The sequence below is a fragment of the Thermodesulfobacteriota bacterium genome, from assembly GCA_025062045.1.
Classification (GTDB): Bacteria; Desulfobacterota; Syntrophorhabdia; order Syntrophorhabdales; family JANXAF01; genus JANXAF01.
The window spans coordinates 1-17,861 of record JANXAF010000009.1 but is presented as its reverse complement, the minus strand read 5'-3'; the positions used below and the strand labels follow the sequence as shown (position 1 = coordinate 17,861).

General features: G+C 42.8%; 17 protein-coding genes and 1 tRNA gene. 7 read left to right on the top strand and 11 right to left on the bottom strand.

The window, feature by feature from the left end; translation table 11 throughout:
• Window positions 1-3: 3 nt before the first annotated feature.
• Window positions 4-720, bottom strand: coding sequence for a class I SAM-dependent methyltransferase (locus NZ583_07090; protein ID MCS7281374.1), 717 nt, complete (start codon window positions 718-720; stop codon window positions 4-6).
• 169 nt (window positions 721-889) lie between these two features.
• Between NZ583_07090 and NZ583_07085 the strand changes: the two genes are divergently transcribed.
• Genes NZ583_07085 through NZ583_07055 form a run of 7 tightly spaced genes read left to right on the top strand, consistent with a single transcriptional unit; the run spans window position 890 to window position 7,667 of the window.
• Window positions 890-1,840, top strand: a complete 951-nt coding sequence (locus tag NZ583_07085; GenBank protein MCS7281373.1) for a hypothetical protein — start codon at window positions 890-892, stop codon at window positions 1,838-1,840.
• A 10-nt stretch (window positions 1,841-1,850) separates the two neighbouring features.
• Window positions 1,851-2,906, top strand: a complete 1,056-nt coding sequence (locus NZ583_07080; GenBank protein ID MCS7281372.1) for a pilus assembly protein PilM — start codon at window positions 1,851-1,853, stop codon at window positions 2,904-2,906.
• Window positions 2,903-3,436: a PilN domain-containing protein gene (locus NZ583_07075; protein ID MCS7281371.1), complete on the top strand. Its 534-nt coding sequence runs from the start codon at window positions 2,903-2,905 to the stop codon at window positions 3,434-3,436. Before NZ583_07080 ends, NZ583_07075 begins: the two co-directional genes overlap by 4 nt.
• A gap of 23 nt (window positions 3,437-3,459) precedes the next feature.
• Complete coding sequence (locus NZ583_07070) at window positions 3,460-4,059, top strand: type 4a pilus biogenesis protein PilO (protein MCS7281370.1); 600 nt, start codon at window positions 3,460-3,462, stop codon at window positions 4,057-4,059.
• Window positions 4,060-4,069: 10 nt separating this feature from the next.
• Window positions 4,070-4,951 (top strand): pilus assembly protein PilP, encoded by an 882-nt coding sequence (locus NZ583_07065; protein MCS7281369.1) that lies wholly within the window; start codon window positions 4,070-4,072, stop codon window positions 4,949-4,951.
• A 25-nt stretch (window positions 4,952-4,976) separates the two neighbouring features.
• Window positions 4,977-6,323 carry a type IV pilus secretin PilQ gene (gene pilQ, locus NZ583_07060; GenBank protein MCS7281368.1) on the top strand — a complete coding sequence of 449 codons (1,347 nt, stop codon included), beginning with the start codon at window positions 4,977-4,979 and terminating at the stop codon, window positions 6,321-6,323.
• The gene (locus NZ583_07055) at window positions 6,324-7,667 is read left to right on the top strand and encodes a hypothetical protein (GenBank protein ID MCS7281367.1); all 1,344 of its coding nucleotides are present in this window, start codon (window positions 6,324-6,326) and stop codon (window positions 7,665-7,667) included.
• 77 nt (window positions 7,668-7,744) lie between these two features.
• Here NZ583_07055 and NZ583_07050 read toward each other — a convergent pair whose 3' ends face one another.
• The 10 genes from NZ583_07050 to NZ583_07005 form a co-directional block, all read right to left on the bottom strand.
• Window positions 7,745-9,010: an aminotransferase class III-fold pyridoxal phosphate-dependent enzyme gene (locus NZ583_07050; GenBank protein ID MCS7281366.1), complete on the bottom strand. Its 1,266-nt coding sequence runs from the start codon at window positions 9,008-9,010 to the stop codon at window positions 7,745-7,747.
• A 24-nt stretch (window positions 9,011-9,034) separates the two neighbouring features.
• Complete coding sequence (locus NZ583_07045) at window positions 9,035-10,189, bottom strand: saccharopine dehydrogenase NADP-binding domain-containing protein (GenBank protein MCS7281365.1); 1,155 nt, start codon at window positions 10,187-10,189, stop codon at window positions 9,035-9,037.
• Window positions 10,186-10,623, bottom strand: coding sequence for a VOC family protein (locus NZ583_07040; GenBank protein MCS7281364.1), 438 nt, complete (start codon window positions 10,621-10,623; stop codon window positions 10,186-10,188). The genes NZ583_07045 and NZ583_07040 overlap by 4 nt, the downstream gene beginning before the upstream one ends.
• An 89-nt stretch (window positions 10,624-10,712) precedes the next feature.
• The gene (locus tag NZ583_07035; protein ID MCS7281363.1) at window positions 10,713-11,789 is read right to left on the bottom strand and encodes a 3-isopropylmalate dehydrogenase; all 1,077 of its coding nucleotides are present in this window, start codon (window positions 11,787-11,789) and stop codon (window positions 10,713-10,715) included.
• Window positions 11,790-11,804: 15 nt separating this feature from the next.
• Entirely contained in the window at window positions 11,805-13,085 is a 1,281-nt protein-coding gene (purD, locus tag NZ583_07030) for a phosphoribosylamine--glycine ligase (protein MCS7281362.1), read from the bottom strand.
• A 6-nt stretch (window positions 13,086-13,091) separates the two neighbouring features.
• Window positions 13,092-13,682 carry an IMP cyclohydrolase gene (locus tag NZ583_07025; GenBank protein MCS7281361.1) on the bottom strand — a complete coding sequence of 197 codons (591 nt, stop codon included), beginning with the start codon at window positions 13,680-13,682 and terminating at the stop codon, window positions 13,092-13,094.
• A 13-nt stretch (window positions 13,683-13,695) separates the two neighbouring features.
• Window positions 13,696-14,328 carry a lactate utilization protein gene (locus tag NZ583_07020; GenBank protein ID MCS7281360.1) on the bottom strand — a complete coding sequence of 211 codons (633 nt, stop codon included), beginning with the start codon at window positions 14,326-14,328 and terminating at the stop codon, window positions 13,696-13,698.
• On the bottom strand, window positions 14,329-15,258 hold the full coding sequence (locus NZ583_07015) for a radical SAM protein (protein ID MCS7281359.1): 930 nt from the start codon (window positions 15,256-15,258) through the stop codon (window positions 14,329-14,331). It lies immediately after the preceding gene.
• A 13-nt stretch (window positions 15,259-15,271) separates the two neighbouring features.
• Window positions 15,272-15,345 (bottom strand) — tRNA-Arg (locus NZ583_07010).
• Window positions 15,346-15,922: 577 nt separating this feature from the next.
• Window positions 15,923-17,861 (bottom strand): Eco57I restriction-modification methylase domain-containing protein (locus NZ583_07005; protein MCS7281358.1); only part of this gene is annotated, 1,939 nt, incomplete at its 5' end.

Sequence of the window (17,861 nt, the reverse complement as noted above, 5' to 3'; positions counted from 1 at the left end):
AACTTAAGAGGCTTTTCTCATTTTTTTCGCAACAACAATTAAGGTGTTGCCTCCCATTATTACCTCGGGCTTAAGTGTTAGATCTGTTCTTCGTCTATTTTTGACTTCTTCACTTAAGAAAAAGCTGAAGATCCAGAGCACAAGAACCAAAGGATAGAACAAAAGTTGCCGAACCTTTGTCTTTTCCTTCATTATTGATACTATCTGAAGATCATTTACCGCCAGTATGAAGTCAAGCACTGTAATGGTGAGGGGAGTGTTATGAAAATCGTACAAATTTCCCCGCTCGCGGTATTCTTTAATCGATTTTGGTCTCGTAAGGTAGCCTGTTAATACGTACTTAATCCGCTTCTCCATGTTGCAATAGTTGGGTATGGTAAATATGGCATATCCTCCATCTTTTAAAACCCTGGACATCTCAGAAACAGCCTTATATGGATCTGTCGTATGTTCAAGACCCTCGACACAAAGGACATAGTCGAAGTAACCGTCAGAAAACGGTATTTCTTTCGTCATGTCAATGTAAATACAAGGAATATCCGGTATTTCGAAAACTTTTGGGTCTATTTCTCCGCACATGACAGAATAACCTAACTTGGCGAGTTCCATTGCGAGATATCCTGTACCGGCCGGACAGTCGAGGACAAGCCCTCTTTTTTTATCCTTAAACCAGCTTATCACAACACCATAAATCTCAGATCGACCCTTTCCACGAACCATTCTCTTTCGGGATAATTTTTATCATATCTTTGGACTGTTATGAAGCAAAGATGAGTTCTTGACTTGGAAATGGTGGTCTGGTAAAAATGAACCAGTGATCCGCTTTAGGAAGAAAATTCAAAGGTTTACGTATCTTAGCCCACTTTACTCCTTTCAACCGTTCGAAGGTGTGATAGAAACAAGATGGGATCCTTTAACGAACCTTACATCCAGGATTATCCACTTTCCCAAAAAAAAATTTGAAAAACAGGAAGTTGACATTTTTCCAAGGCTTGCCCCTCCGGAGAGTTGCCCTTTTTGTCCCGAAAACATAGAGAAAATGACGTCTAAGTTCGAAAAAGATCTATTTGGATGTGAAAGGGTAAGGGAAGACGGTGTCACTGTTATCCCTAATCTTTTGACCTTTGATAAGTACTGTATAGTTGCCATAATTTCGGAAAAACACTTTCCGGATATCTTAGAAATTGTGGAAAACGGTTACATAACGAAGGGCATAAGGGTCCTTGTCGAGCTTTTAAGAAGGATCACAACTCGAGATAGGCAAGTAAAATATATGTCCATCAACTGTAATTATATGCCCATGTCTGGAAGTAGTGTACTTCATCCTCATGTTCAGGCAATAGCGGGAGCAACTGGTACGAATTATCATCGGCTAATGGTAGAGAAGAGTAAATCCTTTTTTAGGACCCACGGAAAAGTATTTTGGGAGCTTTTAAAAGAGTGTGAGAGTGAAAAAATGGAAAGGTTCGTGGGAACGATAGGAAAGACCTTCTGGTATACACCTTACGCACCAAAGGGCAACATGGATATTGGCTGTATCTTTAGTAAATCATCCATCCTTGATCTCGATGAAACTGATCTTTGTGATTTAGAGACAGGTCTCAAAAGGGTTATTAAATACTTTGTGAGCGAAAACATATTCGGTTATAATTTTTCACTATTTTCTTCCGTTCCAGGAAATGAAAAGTCTTTTAGGGTAAACCTGAGAATCTTGGGAAGAAGGTTTCTACCGCCCGTTGGAGCTTCCGATACGAATTACTTTCACACAATTCACTTAGAAACTACTGCCGTTTTTACTCCTGAGGAAGTTGCAGAAGGGTTGAGGAAGTATTGGAATTAAAGGGCAACGCGTGAAGAAGAGTTCTTTTTTGGAGCGGATCGGCCTAAGGACAGTAAGGGAGCTCATAGGGGTGGATATTGGAAGTTCAAGCATTAAGATTTGTGTTTTGGAGAGAAGAAGAAAGGGATTCAACCTAAAGCGAATGGCAAAAAAAGATTACGACAGAGAGTTACTTAACGAGGGAGTGATAGTAGATGAGGCATACCTTGCGGAGGAGATAAAAAGACTAATGAGACTAGAGGACGTAAAAGGACGGGATGCGAGTTGTGCGCTAAGTAGCTACGCAACCATGATAAAAAAGATATCTATCCCGGCTGTCGGGGAAGAGGATCTTCCAGCCGTAATAGATGCGGAAGTACAGACACAGATCCCTCTACCCGTAAAGGACATCTTTTACAGCTACGATGTACTCGGACCCGAAGCGGAAAGGGAAGGTTTTATGGAGGTGATAATCGTTGCCGCGAGAAAGGAAATCGTGGAAGGATATATGAACACTTTTGAAAGGGCAGGACTCAACCTCAGAATTTTAGACGTTGACATCATAAGTGTTGCCAATGTAGTCGCGGAGATTTACGAACCGAAGGGAACAGTTGTTGTTGTGGACATAGGTGCCTCTTTCACGAATATCGCAATACTTAAAGGCTCTAAAATAGAGTTTACTCGTGAGATAGCTATGGGAGGGAAGTATCTTACCGGTCAGATAGCAAAAACCTTCAAGATTTCCCAAAGCGAGGCTGAAAAAAAGAAGATCGGTTCAGACCCAGAGACTGCTTACCTCTTCGAGGATTACATATTCAACATCACGGGCGAGGTTACAAAGACGATAAGGTTCTATAAATCGGTAAAGGCTTCAGAAATTATAGAAAAGGTCTATCTCACCGGTGGTAGCTCTCTCCTTCCGGGGTTGAAGGAGAGGTTAGGTGAAGAAACAGAGCTCAGTGTGGAAATCATTAATCCTTTCCTTCTTCTCGGTAAGGATTACAAACTTGATCACACTTTGGAAGAGTATGCTGTTTTTATGCCGGTTGCACTACAACTCTCGTCCCGCGTAAGGGATTTACAATGATACGGATCAACCTTCTGCCAGTTCCTGAAAAAAGACCGACTACAATAATAGACCTTCAGATATTCTCTTTTTTGCTCTTTTTAGGACTCGTCATTGTTGGAATCCTTTTGTACTCCACAAATAAAAGAATATCGGAACTAAGTTCCAGAATCGAAGAAACAAAAAAGAGGATTGAGAGTTTGGATAGTGTCTATAAAGAATACATAACAATGGAAAGGGAGAAAAAAGAGATTCAAAAAAGGCTCACCATTGTACAGACGATAAAGAAGGGTAGGGCACTTCCCGCACGAATCATGTACGATATTTCTGGAATTGTTAAAGAAACAATCTGGTTACGGAGCATAAAGAAAGTCGATGCCCAAATTGTCATTGAAGGACGTTCCATCGAAAGTGAGTCTGTTGCAGACTTTATGGAACAGTTTTCAAAACTCCCATACGTAAGGAACGTGGAACTTTTAAGCGTCGAAGAGACCGTTGAGGAGGGCCTTCCGGTAAAAAAATTCATTCTTCAAGGAGAGATCACCCTTTAAGCTTTATGGAGAGGAAGGCTTTTTTGAAAAAGTTAGAAAAAGTTCCTAGACTAATTAGGATCCTTGTGATCTTCTTCGTAAACTTGATCATTGTCTTTGGCATTTTCAGTTTAGTCGTGAAACCGAAGATAGAGAAGGAAGTGAGACTGAAATCGGAACTGCAGGAATTGGAGAGAAAACTTAGCCAGCTCATAGGCATCGCAAATAGATTCGATGAAATTAAAAGAGAACATACGGAACTTAGAAAAGCGTTTGAAGACGTGATAAGGGAACTTCCGGAAAGCAAAGACATCCCGAATCTCTTAAGAACTGTTTCTAACATCGGTGCGGAATCGAAGGTTAAGCTCACTAAATTAGAACCCAAGGCCATGGAACAGAAGGATTTTTATGCTGAATTCCCGTTTGAAATTCGATTTTCTGGGCCTTACCACAACATTGGTTACTTCTTTGACGGGATAAGAAGGGAAAAAAGGATAATCCATGTGGTCAATTTCTCTTTGGAAGCCAAAACTCCCGCATCCCAGGCTCTTATGCTGGAGGGATTATGCACGGCGAAAACCTATGTTTACACGGGAGAAAAACCGAAAGAACAAAAGAAGTCAGAAACTTCTCAGAGAAGATGAGGTATAGAATTTGAAGCTAAAGAAGAAGGTATACTTAATATTTCCCGTACTCATTTTCCTCTTTGTGATCTCAGCTTACTTTTACCGAGGATTTCTAAACGATTTGAAAAGTTCATGCAATGAATTTGTCAGAGATTCTGTGGCAAGTATCACGAAGAACTGGAGTGAGAAAGAACTCCTTTTGAGGGCTAGCCCAGACTTTACAACAAAAACGAGCATACACGAGTTAAAGAGATCATTTGCGCTATATTCCGAAAGGCTTGGAAGCTTAAAAAGTATTATCGATTTAAAAGGCAACATAAAGCTTACTTTGAGTTCAAAAGGTGCCGTGGCAAAGGCAAATTACACAGTTTATGCTCTTTACGAAAAGGCAAGGACTAATCTAGAGACAGCTTTGACCTACAGCGACAAAAGATGGAAGATAGAGAGTTTCTCGGTTATACTCCCGCCTGGTGAAACAAAAAGGGAAGAAGCTAAATTCGTCGCCGAAAAAGGAAGGGGTACGGAATCAAGGTCTGATGAGAAAAAACATGTCCAAACTCTCCATGACGGTAAAGATTTTCAGATCGATAACTTCACTTACACTTCAAAAGACAAAAGGGATCCGTTTTTCGCGTTAATTCTCAGCCAGAGAAAGAGAATGATCAAGGAAACGGAAGATAAATCGGGCTATGATCTCGAAGAACTTAAAGTCGTTGGAGTTCTCAAAACAGAAAGGGAAAAATACGCCTTAATGGAGGACAGGCAAGGTTACGGAGTTCTGTTTAAAAAGGGTGATTATATAAACAAAAATCTCTGGATTGTGGATATAGCTGATGACCGAATTGTTTACGGGTATAGATTAAGAGACGAAGTTCGCACAGTCGTTGTCGATATTCCAACAAAAAGATGAGTAAAACCAAAAGGGGAAGGGAGAAATGATTAAGTACTTGCTTCAGATTCTTATGCTCTTGCTTTTACCCGTTTTTGTTTTGGCCCAGGATCCGCATAAACCTGCTTTGGTATCAATGGATTTCATAGACGCAGACCTTCGGAACGTCTTACGCGGACTTGCAGAGATAGCGAAGAAAAATATAGTCATTGCAGAAGATGTGAAGGGAAAGGTGACTCTAAAACTGGATAATGTAACTTGGGATGAAGCCCTCGATGTGATTGTAAAGATCACAGACAATGTAAAAGTTGAGGAGGAGAATATCATACGGATAATTACACGTAAAAAGTATGAGGAGGAGAAGGACAGAGAGAGAAAAGAAAGAGAATTCATCCAGAAGGAAAGACTCGAGAGAATCAAACAGGGTGAAGAGTTCGTAACCGAAACCATTTTTCTCAACTACACTTCTGCCACGGAAGTTGCCAAAGTATTGAGGGGGGAGCTTGTCGGAACCACCCCTGGGGCCCCTCAAGCTCAACTTAGAGGGCTCCTTTCCGAGTACGGTGCCTGTACTCCTGTACCCTGGAGCAATGCTATCATCATAAAGGATACGAAGGAAAACGTGGCCCTTATAAAGAAGATGATAAAGGAACATGATTTTCCTCCAGCACAGGTTCAGATTGAAGCTAGGATCGTGCAAGCTTCGTCCGATTTTTCTAAGGAACTCGGGGTCCAATGGGGTGCTACATACAAGTGGAGAGCAAAAGAACTAGACAACAAAATGGTAGAGCTCACTGGTAACGTTGACTTGTCCGCGGCAGTAGGCCCTGGTGTAGGTGGGAGACTCGGTATCTATATAGGCTCTGTAGCGGACTCGTTGAAACTAGATCTCCAATTAAGTGCCTTAGAAAGGGAGGGAAAGGGCAGAGTCATATCTAACCCCAAAATAATAACAACGGAGAACAGACCTGCCATAATAAAACAGGGTCAGGAGATTCCTTACCAGATCATCACGAAGGAGGGAACGCCACATACGGAGTTTAAGGAAGCCGTGTTGTCCCTTGAGGTTACCCCTCAGGTGACAAGGGATAACAACGTAAAATTAAAGATTAGGGCTACAAAGGACCGTCCGCTCCTTCCGGTGCCTGGTGGTATCCCTATTGATAAAAAAGAAACCTCCACCGAAGTTATCGTAAGGGATGGTGAGACAGCGGTTATCGGTGGGATTTATGAGGTTGAGGATTCTGATTCGGTTTCCGGTCTACCTTTCTTAAGGTACGTCCCTTTGCTTAAGTGGTTCTTCAAAAAAGAAACGAAACTGGACAAAAAATCGGAGCTTCTCATTTTTATAACCCCAAGGATAATTAAAAACGCCTATATGGAAGGGGGATAAATGAAAGGTTTTGTTCTCATTTTGCTCATTTTTTCATTCCTTTTGTGTGCGACATCCACCGGATTCTGCGATACGTTCCTTTACGGAAAGGTAATTGGAACACATAACAAAAAATTATTTTCCGCAACAGGTGAAACCGTAGTCGTTAATCTTGGTCAAAGACAGGGGCTCGTAAAAGGAGACATATTGAAGGTTACAAAAAAGGACGGTATGGTTAAGAATTTTGTCGGTGATTGTGTCATTTTAGAGGCTTTCCAGGAATTTAGCTTGTGTGAAATCCTCAAAACAAACATGGAAATAACGGCCGGAGACGAGGTACGCGCAACATCTTTTCCGTTTTCTGATGAGAAATTAAGACCAATAGTAACATGTGTTTTAAACTCAATTCTTGAACCATATCCACCTTTGAGAAAGGTTTCTATCTTCATTTCTGGAATTTTTGACAGAGAAAACAGAGTGACTCAATTCTCCAGCAGAGTCATAGGTGCATTTAGTGAGGCCCTCTCAAAGAGACGACAGTTCGTGTTGGTTTCCGATGCACTAAGGATTCAAAGGCTTAGAAACATGATATTCCATCCCGACTATTACTTCCAGGTCGAAAGCGATTCGTTCTACCGGGATGAAATAGAGGGCCTAAAAGATCTAATGGAGAAGATCGGTTTGGATGTTACTATTATGGGTACGTACTCTCTTGAGTCACAAAACATTAAGCTTTCGATTTACTCTATAGACAGAAATTTTGGTCCGAAAAAATTTGTAACAAGGATTCCTTTGGCTTTTTATTCAGAGACCGTAACTCAAGTTATTGAACGTTACGTTCCTCCCAAAGGGGCTAGACTAGAACAAGTCATTTTGAGCTACAAGGTGGAGCACTTCTTTCCGTCTTCCCGTGAACAAAAAAGGATCTCACAAAGGGAAGCTCAAGTCGATATTGGGTTTAGGTACATGGTTTTTGAGCGTAATTTAAGATTCAACAGGATAAGCCCCGAAAACGTAATGGTGTCTTTGAATGGGAAACCTTTAAAGATAAAGGAAGAAGAGAGTCTTTCTTTGTATCTAGACGAGGGACTACATACCATATCGATATCTTTTCAGCCCGCATTTTACATTGGAAACGAACTCCTCTACGTATCCAAAAGGAGAATCTCAAAGGATATCGTTATAGATGTGAACCCCAGCGATAAACTTATGCCAATTTACGTAGATGTGATTCTTTCGACTGACAAAGGAAAAGAAGAGATCAGATTTGAAATTTACCGAAAAGAAGAGAAGGTATCGCGAACGGTAAAAAACATACCTGTAAGAAGGATGGGTGAAAAGTACGTAGAAGTGTACAAAGACTAGTTATGGTGAAAGCTTGGCTAAAAGTTTACATAATATCCATTATGTGTAATTATGTCTGACAAATGAATCGAGCCGGCTTATGCCGGCTTCCTCTTGTGTTTTTCAGCGACACATTTGAGTGCCTCATCTATAGCTTCCACAGTCTTATCGAGATCTTCTTCTGTGTGTCTAAAGCAAATGTAAGCATGATGGTGTGGAGCGAAGAAAAATCCCCTTCTTATCAGTTGGGTGTAGAACTCGTTTCTTTTGCTTCTGCGCAATTCCGGCTCTTTGTCCTCAAAAGTGATGAAAAACATTGGGGCAACTCCGCTCAGTTCCGCATTAACGTCATACTTCGAAATCACACGGCGAATGTTTTCCAGGAACCTCCCACCTCTTTCCCAAAGCTTCGAAATAACATTTTCTCTTTCTAAAATTTCAATCGTTTTTAAAGCAGCTATGTATCCATCGCTATTGGGGAAAAAAGTGGATGATATGAAGAGCTTGTCTTTCACCACCATCATTATCTCTTTTTTTCCACAAACAACGCTTATCGCATACCCATTCGCAATACCCTTGCCTAAAACGGTAAGATCCGGTCTTACACCGTACAATTCCTGGGCACCACCCATTCTCAGTCTAAAACACGTTCTAATTTCGTCGAAGATAAGGACGGCGCCATATCTATCAGCCAGTTCACGCACACCTTCCAAAAATCCGGGTTTTGGTTCTTGCATCTTCTGGTGTAGAGGATGACCAAATGGAGTCATAATGATGGCAGCCGTGTCCTTTCCGTGTTCCTCCATTAGTCTTTCGAGCGAAGAAAGATCGTTGTACTGGAATTCGAATACGTCCTCATAGAGTTTTTTCGGTATTCCTCCTTTCATTTCGACGCACCAGTCGTGCCATCCATGATAACCGCATCTCATGACCTTGACCCTATTGGTGTATGCCCTTGCTATGCGGATGCTTGCTGTTGTTGCATCAGATCCAGTTTTTAAAAATATGCACATCTCGGCGGACGGAACATGTTCCCTTATTTTTTTTGCGAGGGCGTTTTGGTACGGTTGGGTAAGTGTGAAGCAGAAACCTTTCTCCCTTATCTGTTTGATTACGGCCTCATCTACCTCTTCTTCACGATAACCGAGAATTATTGGACCGTAACCACACATATAGTCTATGTACTCATTACCGTCCACGTCTATGAGCCTGCAACCTTTGCCATACTCCAAAAATATTGGATACTCACCCATTATGAAATCGGTTGGTTTCCGAGCTCCAAGAACACCGCCCGGGATAAGCTCGTTAGCTTCCTCGTAAAGTTCCAAACTTCTTTTGATATTCAATGGTTTAGCCTCAGTCATTATTTTTTCCTCCTTAGCTTTTTGTTACAAGTCCTCAATATCTAAAACTTTTTTTTCCTCGCATGACTCATGGATCTTTGCTCCCCGCCTAATGAATTCACTCAGAAATTCATTCGGCTCTATACATCCTTCCGGTGCCTGCACCCCCTTCTCCTTTATTTTTCCCTTGGCCATCATAATTGCTGCTATTGCTGCCGGTAGACCGGTTCCTGGCGCCATCCTACCCGCAATACTTGCTGTATACTGCACAATCGATTTCCCTCTCTTTCCTCTAACGACAACCTTAAGACCGGATGCCTTGGGACCTTTCTCTCGTGATTCCAAAATCTTATCCCACAGATGCAACGTAAATTCATAAGTATCGATGAAAACTTCTCCTATTTTTACGGTTTTTCTTTCCAAAAGACCCATCTCTTTTTGTTTCAGTATGAACTCGTCTACCCATGAAGGGACAAGGCCTCCTTTTATAACTACGTTTTTTACACCAGGGAGGTACCTAGGAATCGTAAGGGGCTGGGGATGGCCAACGTACCTTACAAGGCATGTTCCTAGGGGAGGTAAGAATTCTACCATTTCCGGGGCATCACCTCCTTCAACCTTACATAACCTCCCATCAATAAACTGTGGAACCTTACCCAGCACCATGTGAAGACTGTGGTCTAAAGCAGCACCCGAAATTTCAGCGATACTTACTACCCAGTAGAGTAAAACGTCTGTAACCTCGTCCAACCTTTGCGCGTAGCGTTTCACAAGAAGATTATTAGTCCCTGGATCTGACCCCATACCTGTAAGAATCGTAATGTTTGAGCTTTTGGCAGATTCGTCTATTTCTGGACTCGAAAGAAGCATATCCGTAGCCTCGTAATCATCACATATATCGATGTAGTTTGCTCTAACCTTTATGGCAGCTTTGACCACAGGAATTGCGGTTTTGTAAAACGGACCTGCACAATTCACTACGACGTTTGCTCCGTTCAATACATTCACCATTTTTTCTTCATCGTATAGATCCATGGTTTCAAAAGACACTTTTTTCGCGGACTTTAAGCTTTCGTGGATCCTTTCCTCACTGATAAGTATGTCTGCTACCACTATCCTTTCAAAGATATCGTATTTGATCAAATCTCTGGCCACAGCCTGCCCCACACTTCCTGCACCACCAACAATCACAACTTTCATCTCTCCTTCCCCTCCTTCTTAGGAATCTTAAATTCACCTTCCACAAGTTCGGTTAAAATACCATGAAATTCCCGTGGGTGCTGGATAAACGCGTACTTTGCCCCAAAGAGTTCTCTTGGGCTTTGATCTATCAACTTCACATTTTTTCTCCGAAGCTCCTCGAGAGCATTTTCTAAATCATCGACTTTGTACGCTATAAGGTATGGCCCTTCTCCTTTTCTCGATAAAAATTTGGCAACCTCGCTATCGTTATCTGTTGGCTCTATGAATTCGATTCCCACACCCCCTATGTCGTACCTTACAACCCTTATCTTTTCCGATTCGGCCGAGTATTCAAAGCTTGGAGACAATCCAAAATACTCAAGGTACTTGGACTTTATCTCATTTATGTTTCTTACTGCAAAACAGATATGATCTACTTTTTCTATCTTCACTGCAGCTGCTGAAAATGTATACTGTATACAAAATTACAGGCAGAAAAAGCGTTTGTCAATGAATATTTTCCTTTTTCGATTTTTGCTTGTTAAGCGATTTCAACCTCAGTGACGTATTTTGCGATGAGATCCCCCACTTCTTTCGTTCCCATGCCCATCTTTCCGGCCTCGAGGGACTTGATATCCCACCGCACGGCTTTTTTTACCGCTTCTTCAATTGCGTAAGCTGCTTTTTCCTCACCTAAGTTCTCGAGCATCATCGATGCTGCAAGTATCGCAGCAAGGGGATTTATCATATTTTTGCCCGCATACTTCGGCGCAGATCCGCCCATAGGCTCAAACATGGAGACTCCATGCGGATTGATATTAGCACCTGCCGCAATTCCAAGGCCACCCTGTATTATTGCTCCGAGGTCGGTGATAATATCGCCGAACATGTTGTCGGTCACTATAACGTCGAACCATTCAGGATTCTTAACCATCCACATGCAGATTGCATCAACATGCCCATAATCCGTTTTCACATCCGGATATTCGCGCGCAACTTCATAAAAAACTCTTTCCCACAGGTCAAAAGCATACGTCAAAACATTCGTTTTTCCGCAAAGGGTTAACTTCTTCTGTCTACCCTTTTTTCTCGTATATTCGAAGGCGTATCTGATACATCTTTCGACGCCCTTCCTGGTATTTATAGATTCCTGAATCGCTATCTCGTCGGGGGTTCCTTTTCTTAGAAAACCCCCCGAACCGGCGTACAATCCTTCAGTGTTCTCCCTTATTACTGCAAAATTTATGTCTTCTGGTCCTTTGTTCTTTAGAGGCCCTTCGACCCCTTCAAAGAGTTTCACGGGACGTAAGTTTATGTATTGATCGAGCTCAAATCTTATCCTAAGAAGAATCCCTTTTTCCAGAATGCCAGGTTTTACATCAGGGTGCCCGACAGCGCCCAAATATATTGCATCGTGTCCTTTCAGCTCTAAAAGCACAGAATCGGGAAGTGTCTCACCTGTTCTTAAGTATCTTTCTCCCCCAACATCATAATAGGTGTAGTTTAGTTTGAACCCCATCCTTGCGGAAACCGCATCTAAAACCTTTATACCTTCCCTCACTACTTCAGGACCTGTGCCATCTCCCGGGATCACAGCAATGTTATAGGTTTTTTTCATAATGGTCTCCTTTCTTTACATTTTGGCCATTTGTGCTTTTCTTCCTATATCTCTACGGAAATGCATCCCTTCAAAACGGATCATCTCTATTGCACTGTAAGCCTTCTCGATTGCCTCATTTATATCTTCGCCCCTGGCAACGACGTTTAAAACCCTACCTCCAGCTGTGTAGTATTTGCCATCAACCTTTTTAGTCCCTGCATGAAAGACTACTATGTCACTTTCGTCCTTTAGATTTTCCAAACCCTCGATAAGCTTACCCTTCTCTGGCCTTTCAGGATAACCCCTAGAAGCTATAACAACACAGACAGCAAAACCCTTCTTCCATTGAATGGGGGTTACACCTTTGATATTTCCTTCAGCACACGAAACCATAATAGGCAAAAGATCCGAATCCATTTGCACAAGAATGGCTTGGGTTTCGGGGTCTCCAAACCGTGCATTAAATTCCAAAACGTAAGGAAGACCGCCAACAAGGATTATTCCCCCGTACAGTATACCCCTGTACTCCACTCCTTCCTTCCTCAAGGCTTCAATAGCCCTTGACATTATGGATTCTTTGACTAAGCCTTCCATTTCATCACTTACAAACGGCACAGGGGCATAGGCACCCATCCCTCCGGTGTTGGGACCTGTGTCATTTTCAAAAAGTGTTTTGTGATCTTGGGAAGTAATTAGAGGCAGGATCGATTTGCCGTCAGAGAAAACGAGGTAAGAGACTTCTTGTCCATGAAGGTACTCTTCGATGATGACACGTTCACCTGCCTTCCCATGAACCTTTTTTACGAATAGATCCTCCAAAACCGAGTAAGCGTCTTCCCTCTTTCTTATGACGTAAGAACCTTTGCCTCCGCAAAGCCCATCAGCCTTTATCACAAAGGGAGGTTCTTTCCCGTTCACATAATTTAAAGCTTCTTCAAAGTTTTCGAAAACCTCATACTGGGCGGTACGTATCTTGTATTTCGTCATTATCTTTTTTGCAAAGACCTTGCTCGTTTCTATTTTTGCGGCTTTTTCGCTAGGACCAAATGCCAAAATCCCATTTTTTGACAGCTCATCCACTATTCCATTCGCAAGCGGATTTTCCGGTCCTATACAAACAAAATCTATCTTCTCCTTTTTTGAAAATTCGACGATGCGGAAAACGTCATCGGCTTCTATTGGGACACACTCGGCAAGATCAGAGATACCTCCATTACCAGGTGCACAGAAGATTTTGGAAACGTTTTTCGACTGAAGAAGTTTCCATACGATTGAGTGTTCCCGTCCTCCACCACCTACTACAAGGACTCTCATCTCTTCTTAGACACCTCTCGAGGATAAATATTCGAAAATAGCCTTATCGTATTCGTAAGTTAACTTGAAAACTTTCTGCGCAAGGTAAAATCTGAAGTCTAAACTCGTGTCACCATTATTCTCTTTCATGTTTCGAATAAGCTCTGGGTAGTCGTTAGGATCTGTAACAACCGTTACATACTTAAAGTTCTTGGCACCCGCTCTTATCATTGTTGGTCCGCCGATGTCTATGTTTTCGATTGCCTCCTCAAAAGAACATTTTGACTCCACAACCTCTCGGAAGGGGTATAGATTAACTATTAAAAGATCGATGTATTCGATCCCGTGCTCTTCCATCGCTTGTTTGTGTCCTTCGTTATCCCTTACACTTAAAATGCCTCCATGTACTTTGGGATGGAGCGTCTTTACCCTTCCATCCATTATCTCAGGAAACCCAGTGTATGAGCTGATATCTGTCGTTTTTATCCCAAGGCTTTCTAAGTATCTTCTAGTACCACCTGTAGATAGAATCTCTATCTTATACTCTAAGAGAAAGGGCGCAAGTTCAGAAAGTCCCGCTTTGTTAGATACACTGATTAAGGCTCTTTTTATAGGCATTCCATCCTCCTTTTTAAAATCCTATGTCCTCCTTCAAAAGAAAGATAGAGATATCTGTCTCTGCAGGCTTTCTTTGGATTATTGTGAGGATCCGACAGATCCTTCTTTCAGATTTACAGTCGGTGCAGTATCCAAGCTCAGTACAAGGTAGAGGAAGGTTCAGTCTTTTGGCATTCATGGGAGCAGCAACAGACTTTATCCTTTCAATAGCAGAAGGTATGTCTTTTACAATCTTATTGTAGCCGGCCACGACAATCACATGCTTGGGAGCATATATCATACTTGCGACTCTGTTCCCTACCCCATCCATATTCACAAGCTCACCATTTTGAGTTATGGCGTTTGTCCCAGTTATGAAGACGTCGCAATTAAGCTGAGACCTTCTTGCTTCAGCTTTGGCCTCGGCTGAAAGAGTATCCTGCCAATGATCGAAGACAATATGACCTCTTTCTTTTAGTATCTCCACAATACCGATCTCCCTTACGGTTACAGATCCTCCAATCCCTATCGTAGCTTTTTCGGGAACGGTATCTAAAATAGCACCTATAAGACTCTTTCTCTCAGAAAAATAGGCAGCCTTAAAGAGATTTTCGTTCAGTTTCTTTACCGTATTCTCGAGCAACTTCTCAACAAACCAATCTTTCATTTATGCCTCCCGAAAGAAATAGTAAACCATATTTTCTAAACAGTAACTTCGAATGGACCCTCTCTTTTCTAAAATTTTTAACTGGGCTTTTGCCTGCCTTATAGGAATCCCTGTCATTTTCGATACATCTTCAAGTGTAAGAGGTCTCCTTTTTAGTATCTCAATTATTTTTTCCTCCCATTTATCTTTTTCATCCAAGGAGATCGCCTTTTCGAAACTGCATATGATCTCACATTTTTCACCAAAAAATTCGCGGATTTTTTCCAAATCCTCCCTTTGGATTCCCTCCACAAAATGTTCCGCGGGCGGCCTTACTACTGTGTTAAGCTGAATCTTGTCTACAGAAAGCGTATCTATCACTGCCTTTAGCTTTTCCAGCTCATCCGGTTCATCGTTCACGTACTTTATCATCATGACTTCAAGCCATAGCTTTCCTTTGTAGTCTTTGCTAAAGAGTCTTAAACCCTCTATTATTGCTTCAAGTTCGATATCCATGTGAGGTCTGTTTACGTACCTAAAAATGTCTTCACTTGCGGCATCGAGTGAAGGCAAAACAACATCTGCTTCCATAAGTTCCCCACGGACTTCCTCGTGAAACAAAAAAGAGCCATTAGTGATCACGGCAACTGGTATGGATGTTAGCTTTTTTACTTCTCGGATCAGCCACCCAAGATCAGCGTTTAAAGTTGGCTCGCCAGAGCCCGAAAATGTTATGTAGTCAATTTTGGAGCTTCTCTTTAGTTGCTCTTCTATCTCTCGGACTATATCTTCTTTATCAAAGAAGGGGGTTCTTTCAATCCTTTTATTGGTGGTTTTGCCGACTTGACAGTAGATGCAGTCAAAATTGCAGTATTTCCATGGCACAACGTCTACACCAAGGGAAATTCCCAACCTTCTGGACGGAACTGGACCAAAGACATATCTTGCCATTTTAAGATCTTATTGCCCCTGGCGTGACTCGAACACGCGGCAGCAGGATTAGGAATCCTGTGCTCTATCCACCTGAGCTACAGGGGCAACTATAGATTTCAGTAACCTATCCGGAACCTTTGACATTTTTTTATCAGATGCCTGGAATTTCTGTGATTGATTAATCGAACGAGCCGGCAAAATGGTCCAACCGTATGACTTCGCGTTAAGTCCAATCCAATTTTGGCTAGTGCTAAACTGTATTTCAGCTCCTGTCATGCCAAAAGCCATTATAAGGTAAATTCTTATACATCACAAGAAGAGATAAATCAACTGGAAAGGCTTTTTATCAATTTGTCTCAATTTTTTCCCTTTTTTCCTATCCACTGGCGCCTCTCCGACTAATGATGGACGTTTCTTTTTCTCTAAAAACTCTAGAAAGTCGACACTCCAAATAATCGCAAAATATTTTTGTAGCAGCTTTTTTGTGCCGAAGAATCGTTGCGCTTATAACGCAAGGTTTTTCTTCATGTGCCGTAACATCCTTTATCGTCTTATTTAGAAGCATTTATTAACTTTTTGCTCAAACTTCGACTGATCGTTTTATTGCGAAGAGACAAAGAACTTTTTTTCACAGAACTCAGTCTTTCCGATCGAACAATCGTTCGGTGTTTTATCCTCTATTTCACACGCTTTTTGCTTTTTCGAGGCGGGCGCGGACGAGGTTGATGACCGCTTCATAGACTGCCTCGCGCTCGCCCTGGGTCAACCCTAATACGTCAAACACTATCTGGTCCAACATCCGCCATGAATCTGGAATCGACGATTGGAATCTCCGTGGAGCTTCGCCCAGTACCATCTCGAAGTATACATCCATTTCCTGGGCTTGGGCAGCGATGCAAGGCACCTGCTTGTAATCGGCTACCATTAGGCTTCGCGCTCCCTCACCGAGGACACTGCGACTATGAATTTCGAAAAACAACGCTCCAACCGGAGAATTCAAGAACGCTAGCTGCGACTTGCTCAGTTGTGCTAAATAGAGTCGGCAGTCAGCCGCATATTCGTTGAGATTGTAAAAGACAGCAGTTGTCTCGTCAGCTTCTTTTACAAAGACGGAGTTTCCTTTCACTAATTCCAGATCCCACCACCTTACCCGGTTTCTGCATGTCGGCCGCTTGTGGAAACCTTGTGCTTCGCCCCATCCGATGTACTCGAGTGCAGCAGTACGTTTAAGTTCGGATTTGTCCCTATGGCACATGAAGATTTTGTAGCGGAGGTCTTCAGGCTTAATGAGAATTGTGCGGCATTCGCGCGGGCTTTTGATCACTGGCTTCAAAAACTCCTCTTCGATTTCGCCTTCCCAGCCTGCGCTGTTTCGGACGTGGATGTAACCTTTTGGAGCGGGTTTACCGGTAGGCTCAAGGTAAAAAAACTCGTTTGCGCCAGTCTTGATGCCGAAGCGCACTTCTGCAATGTCGCCGAGGCGGACGAGCTTGCCTTTACCTTTTTCAAGGATGGTGAAGAACATTTCAGGTGCGCGGAGGTATTTGCCACCCCATTTGTTGGCTTGGTAGCGCACAATTTTTATGTGGACGGTTTTAAGTTTGGCGACATCATCTTTCTCGTATTGTTCGTGGGCAAGGCCCTCTTCGAGTAACTCGCATTGAGATACGACAGAGATGCGCCATTTGTCTGTAGTTTGGCGCGCTTTGGCCGCTTCGAGTGTTTTGAACGTGTTGGCGTCGAGGACTTCCTCGAAGGGTACTTTGAACATCACGAAGTGTGCGGTTTTTTCGAGGCCGGCTTGGGAGCGGTCGTCTGGCGGCGCAAGCAGTGCAATGATGGTATTGACATCAGCTTGTGAGAACGAGCGTTTGCGTTCGTTGTCAAGGATGAATTTGACGTGGCTGTGGCGTAGTAAGAATTCCTGAAGGTCTGCGCCGTAGCCGACATCAAGCCAGGAGTTGGATGTGATGAAGCAGAAGCTGCCATGCGGATTAAGTAGCGAAAGACCGTGAAAGTAGAAGTACACGTATAGGTCACTTTTGCCATCCGGTTTTCGGAAAGTTCGAGAGCCTGGTTTGTAACGGAAAAATTTAGGCCAGGAAGAAGCGATCGACTCTTGAAGTTTTGCTTTGTACGTCTTTTTCTCTTCTTTCCAGCGATCAGAAGATTCGCCGCTAAAGTCGGTTGCATCGAGTGTAGGTGGAGAGATCTTTTCCTGGCGAACATAAGGCGGGTTGCCGATGACGATGTCAAAACCCCTACGTTCGCTCCCGAAGATTTCGACAAAAGCGATATCCCACACAAAGGGAACGGTTTGGGTGCGTGCGAGTGCGTCGAGGGCGGCTTCGATGCGGGTGAGCTGAGCCTGGTGTTCGTCGCGCTCGGCGCGCCATTGTTTTTGGAGTTTGAGATGTTCCTCTTTGGCCTGGGCGGGAGCGATGCCAATAAGTTCCCCTTGTTTGGGCGGGCCTTCGATCTGGCGGGTGAGTGCAGTGATGGCTTTTTGCAAAGCGATGCGCTTTTCGTGGAGTATGTCACGAAAGATGGCGATTTCTTCAGATTTGAGTTCGGCTTCGCGGATGCCGGGTTCGCCCTGGTAGAAGCGAAGTTTTTTTACC

What these genes read in the sequence shown, in the direction of transcription:
- NZ583_07090 (MCS7281374.1), bottom strand. Translation starts at nt 720, where the DNA reads ATGGTTCGTGGAAAGGGTCGATCTGAGATTTATGGTGTTGTGATAAGC.
- NZ583_07075 (MCS7281371.1), top strand. Translation starts at nt 2,903, where the DNA reads ATGATACGGATCAACCTTCTGCCAGTTCCTGAAAAAAGACCGACTACA.
- pilQ (MCS7281368.1), top strand. Translation starts at nt 4,977, where the DNA reads ATGATTAAGTACTTGCTTCAGATTCTTATGCTCTTGCTTTTACCCGTT.
- NZ583_07055 (MCS7281367.1), top strand. Translation starts at nt 6,324, where the DNA reads ATGAAAGGTTTTGTTCTCATTTTGCTCATTTTTTCATTCCTTTTGTGT.
- NZ583_07050 (MCS7281366.1), bottom strand. Translation starts at nt 9,010, where the DNA reads ATGACTGAGGCTAAACCATTGAATATCAAAAGAAGTTTGGAACTTTAC.
- NZ583_07045 (MCS7281365.1), bottom strand. Translation starts at nt 10,189, where the DNA reads ATGAAAGTTGTGATTGTTGGTGGTGCAGGAAGTGTGGGGCAGGCTGTG.
- NZ583_07035 (MCS7281363.1), bottom strand. Translation starts at nt 11,789, where the DNA reads ATGAAAAAAACCTATAACATTGCTGTGATCCCGGGAGATGGCACAGGT.
- purD (MCS7281362.1), bottom strand. Translation starts at nt 13,085, where the DNA reads ATGAGAGTCCTTGTAGTAGGTGGTGGAGGACGGGAACACTCAATCGTA.
- NZ583_07025 (MCS7281361.1), bottom strand. Translation starts at nt 13,682, where the DNA reads ATGCCTATAAAAAGAGCCTTAATCAGTGTATCTAACAAAGCGGGACTT.
- NZ583_07020 (MCS7281360.1), bottom strand. Translation starts at nt 14,328, where the DNA reads ATGAAAGATTGGTTTGTTGAGAAGTTGCTCGAGAATACGGTAAAGAAA.
- NZ583_07015 (MCS7281359.1), bottom strand. Translation starts at nt 15,258, where the DNA reads ATGGCAAGATATGTCTTTGGTCCAGTTCCGTCCAGAAGGTTGGGAATT.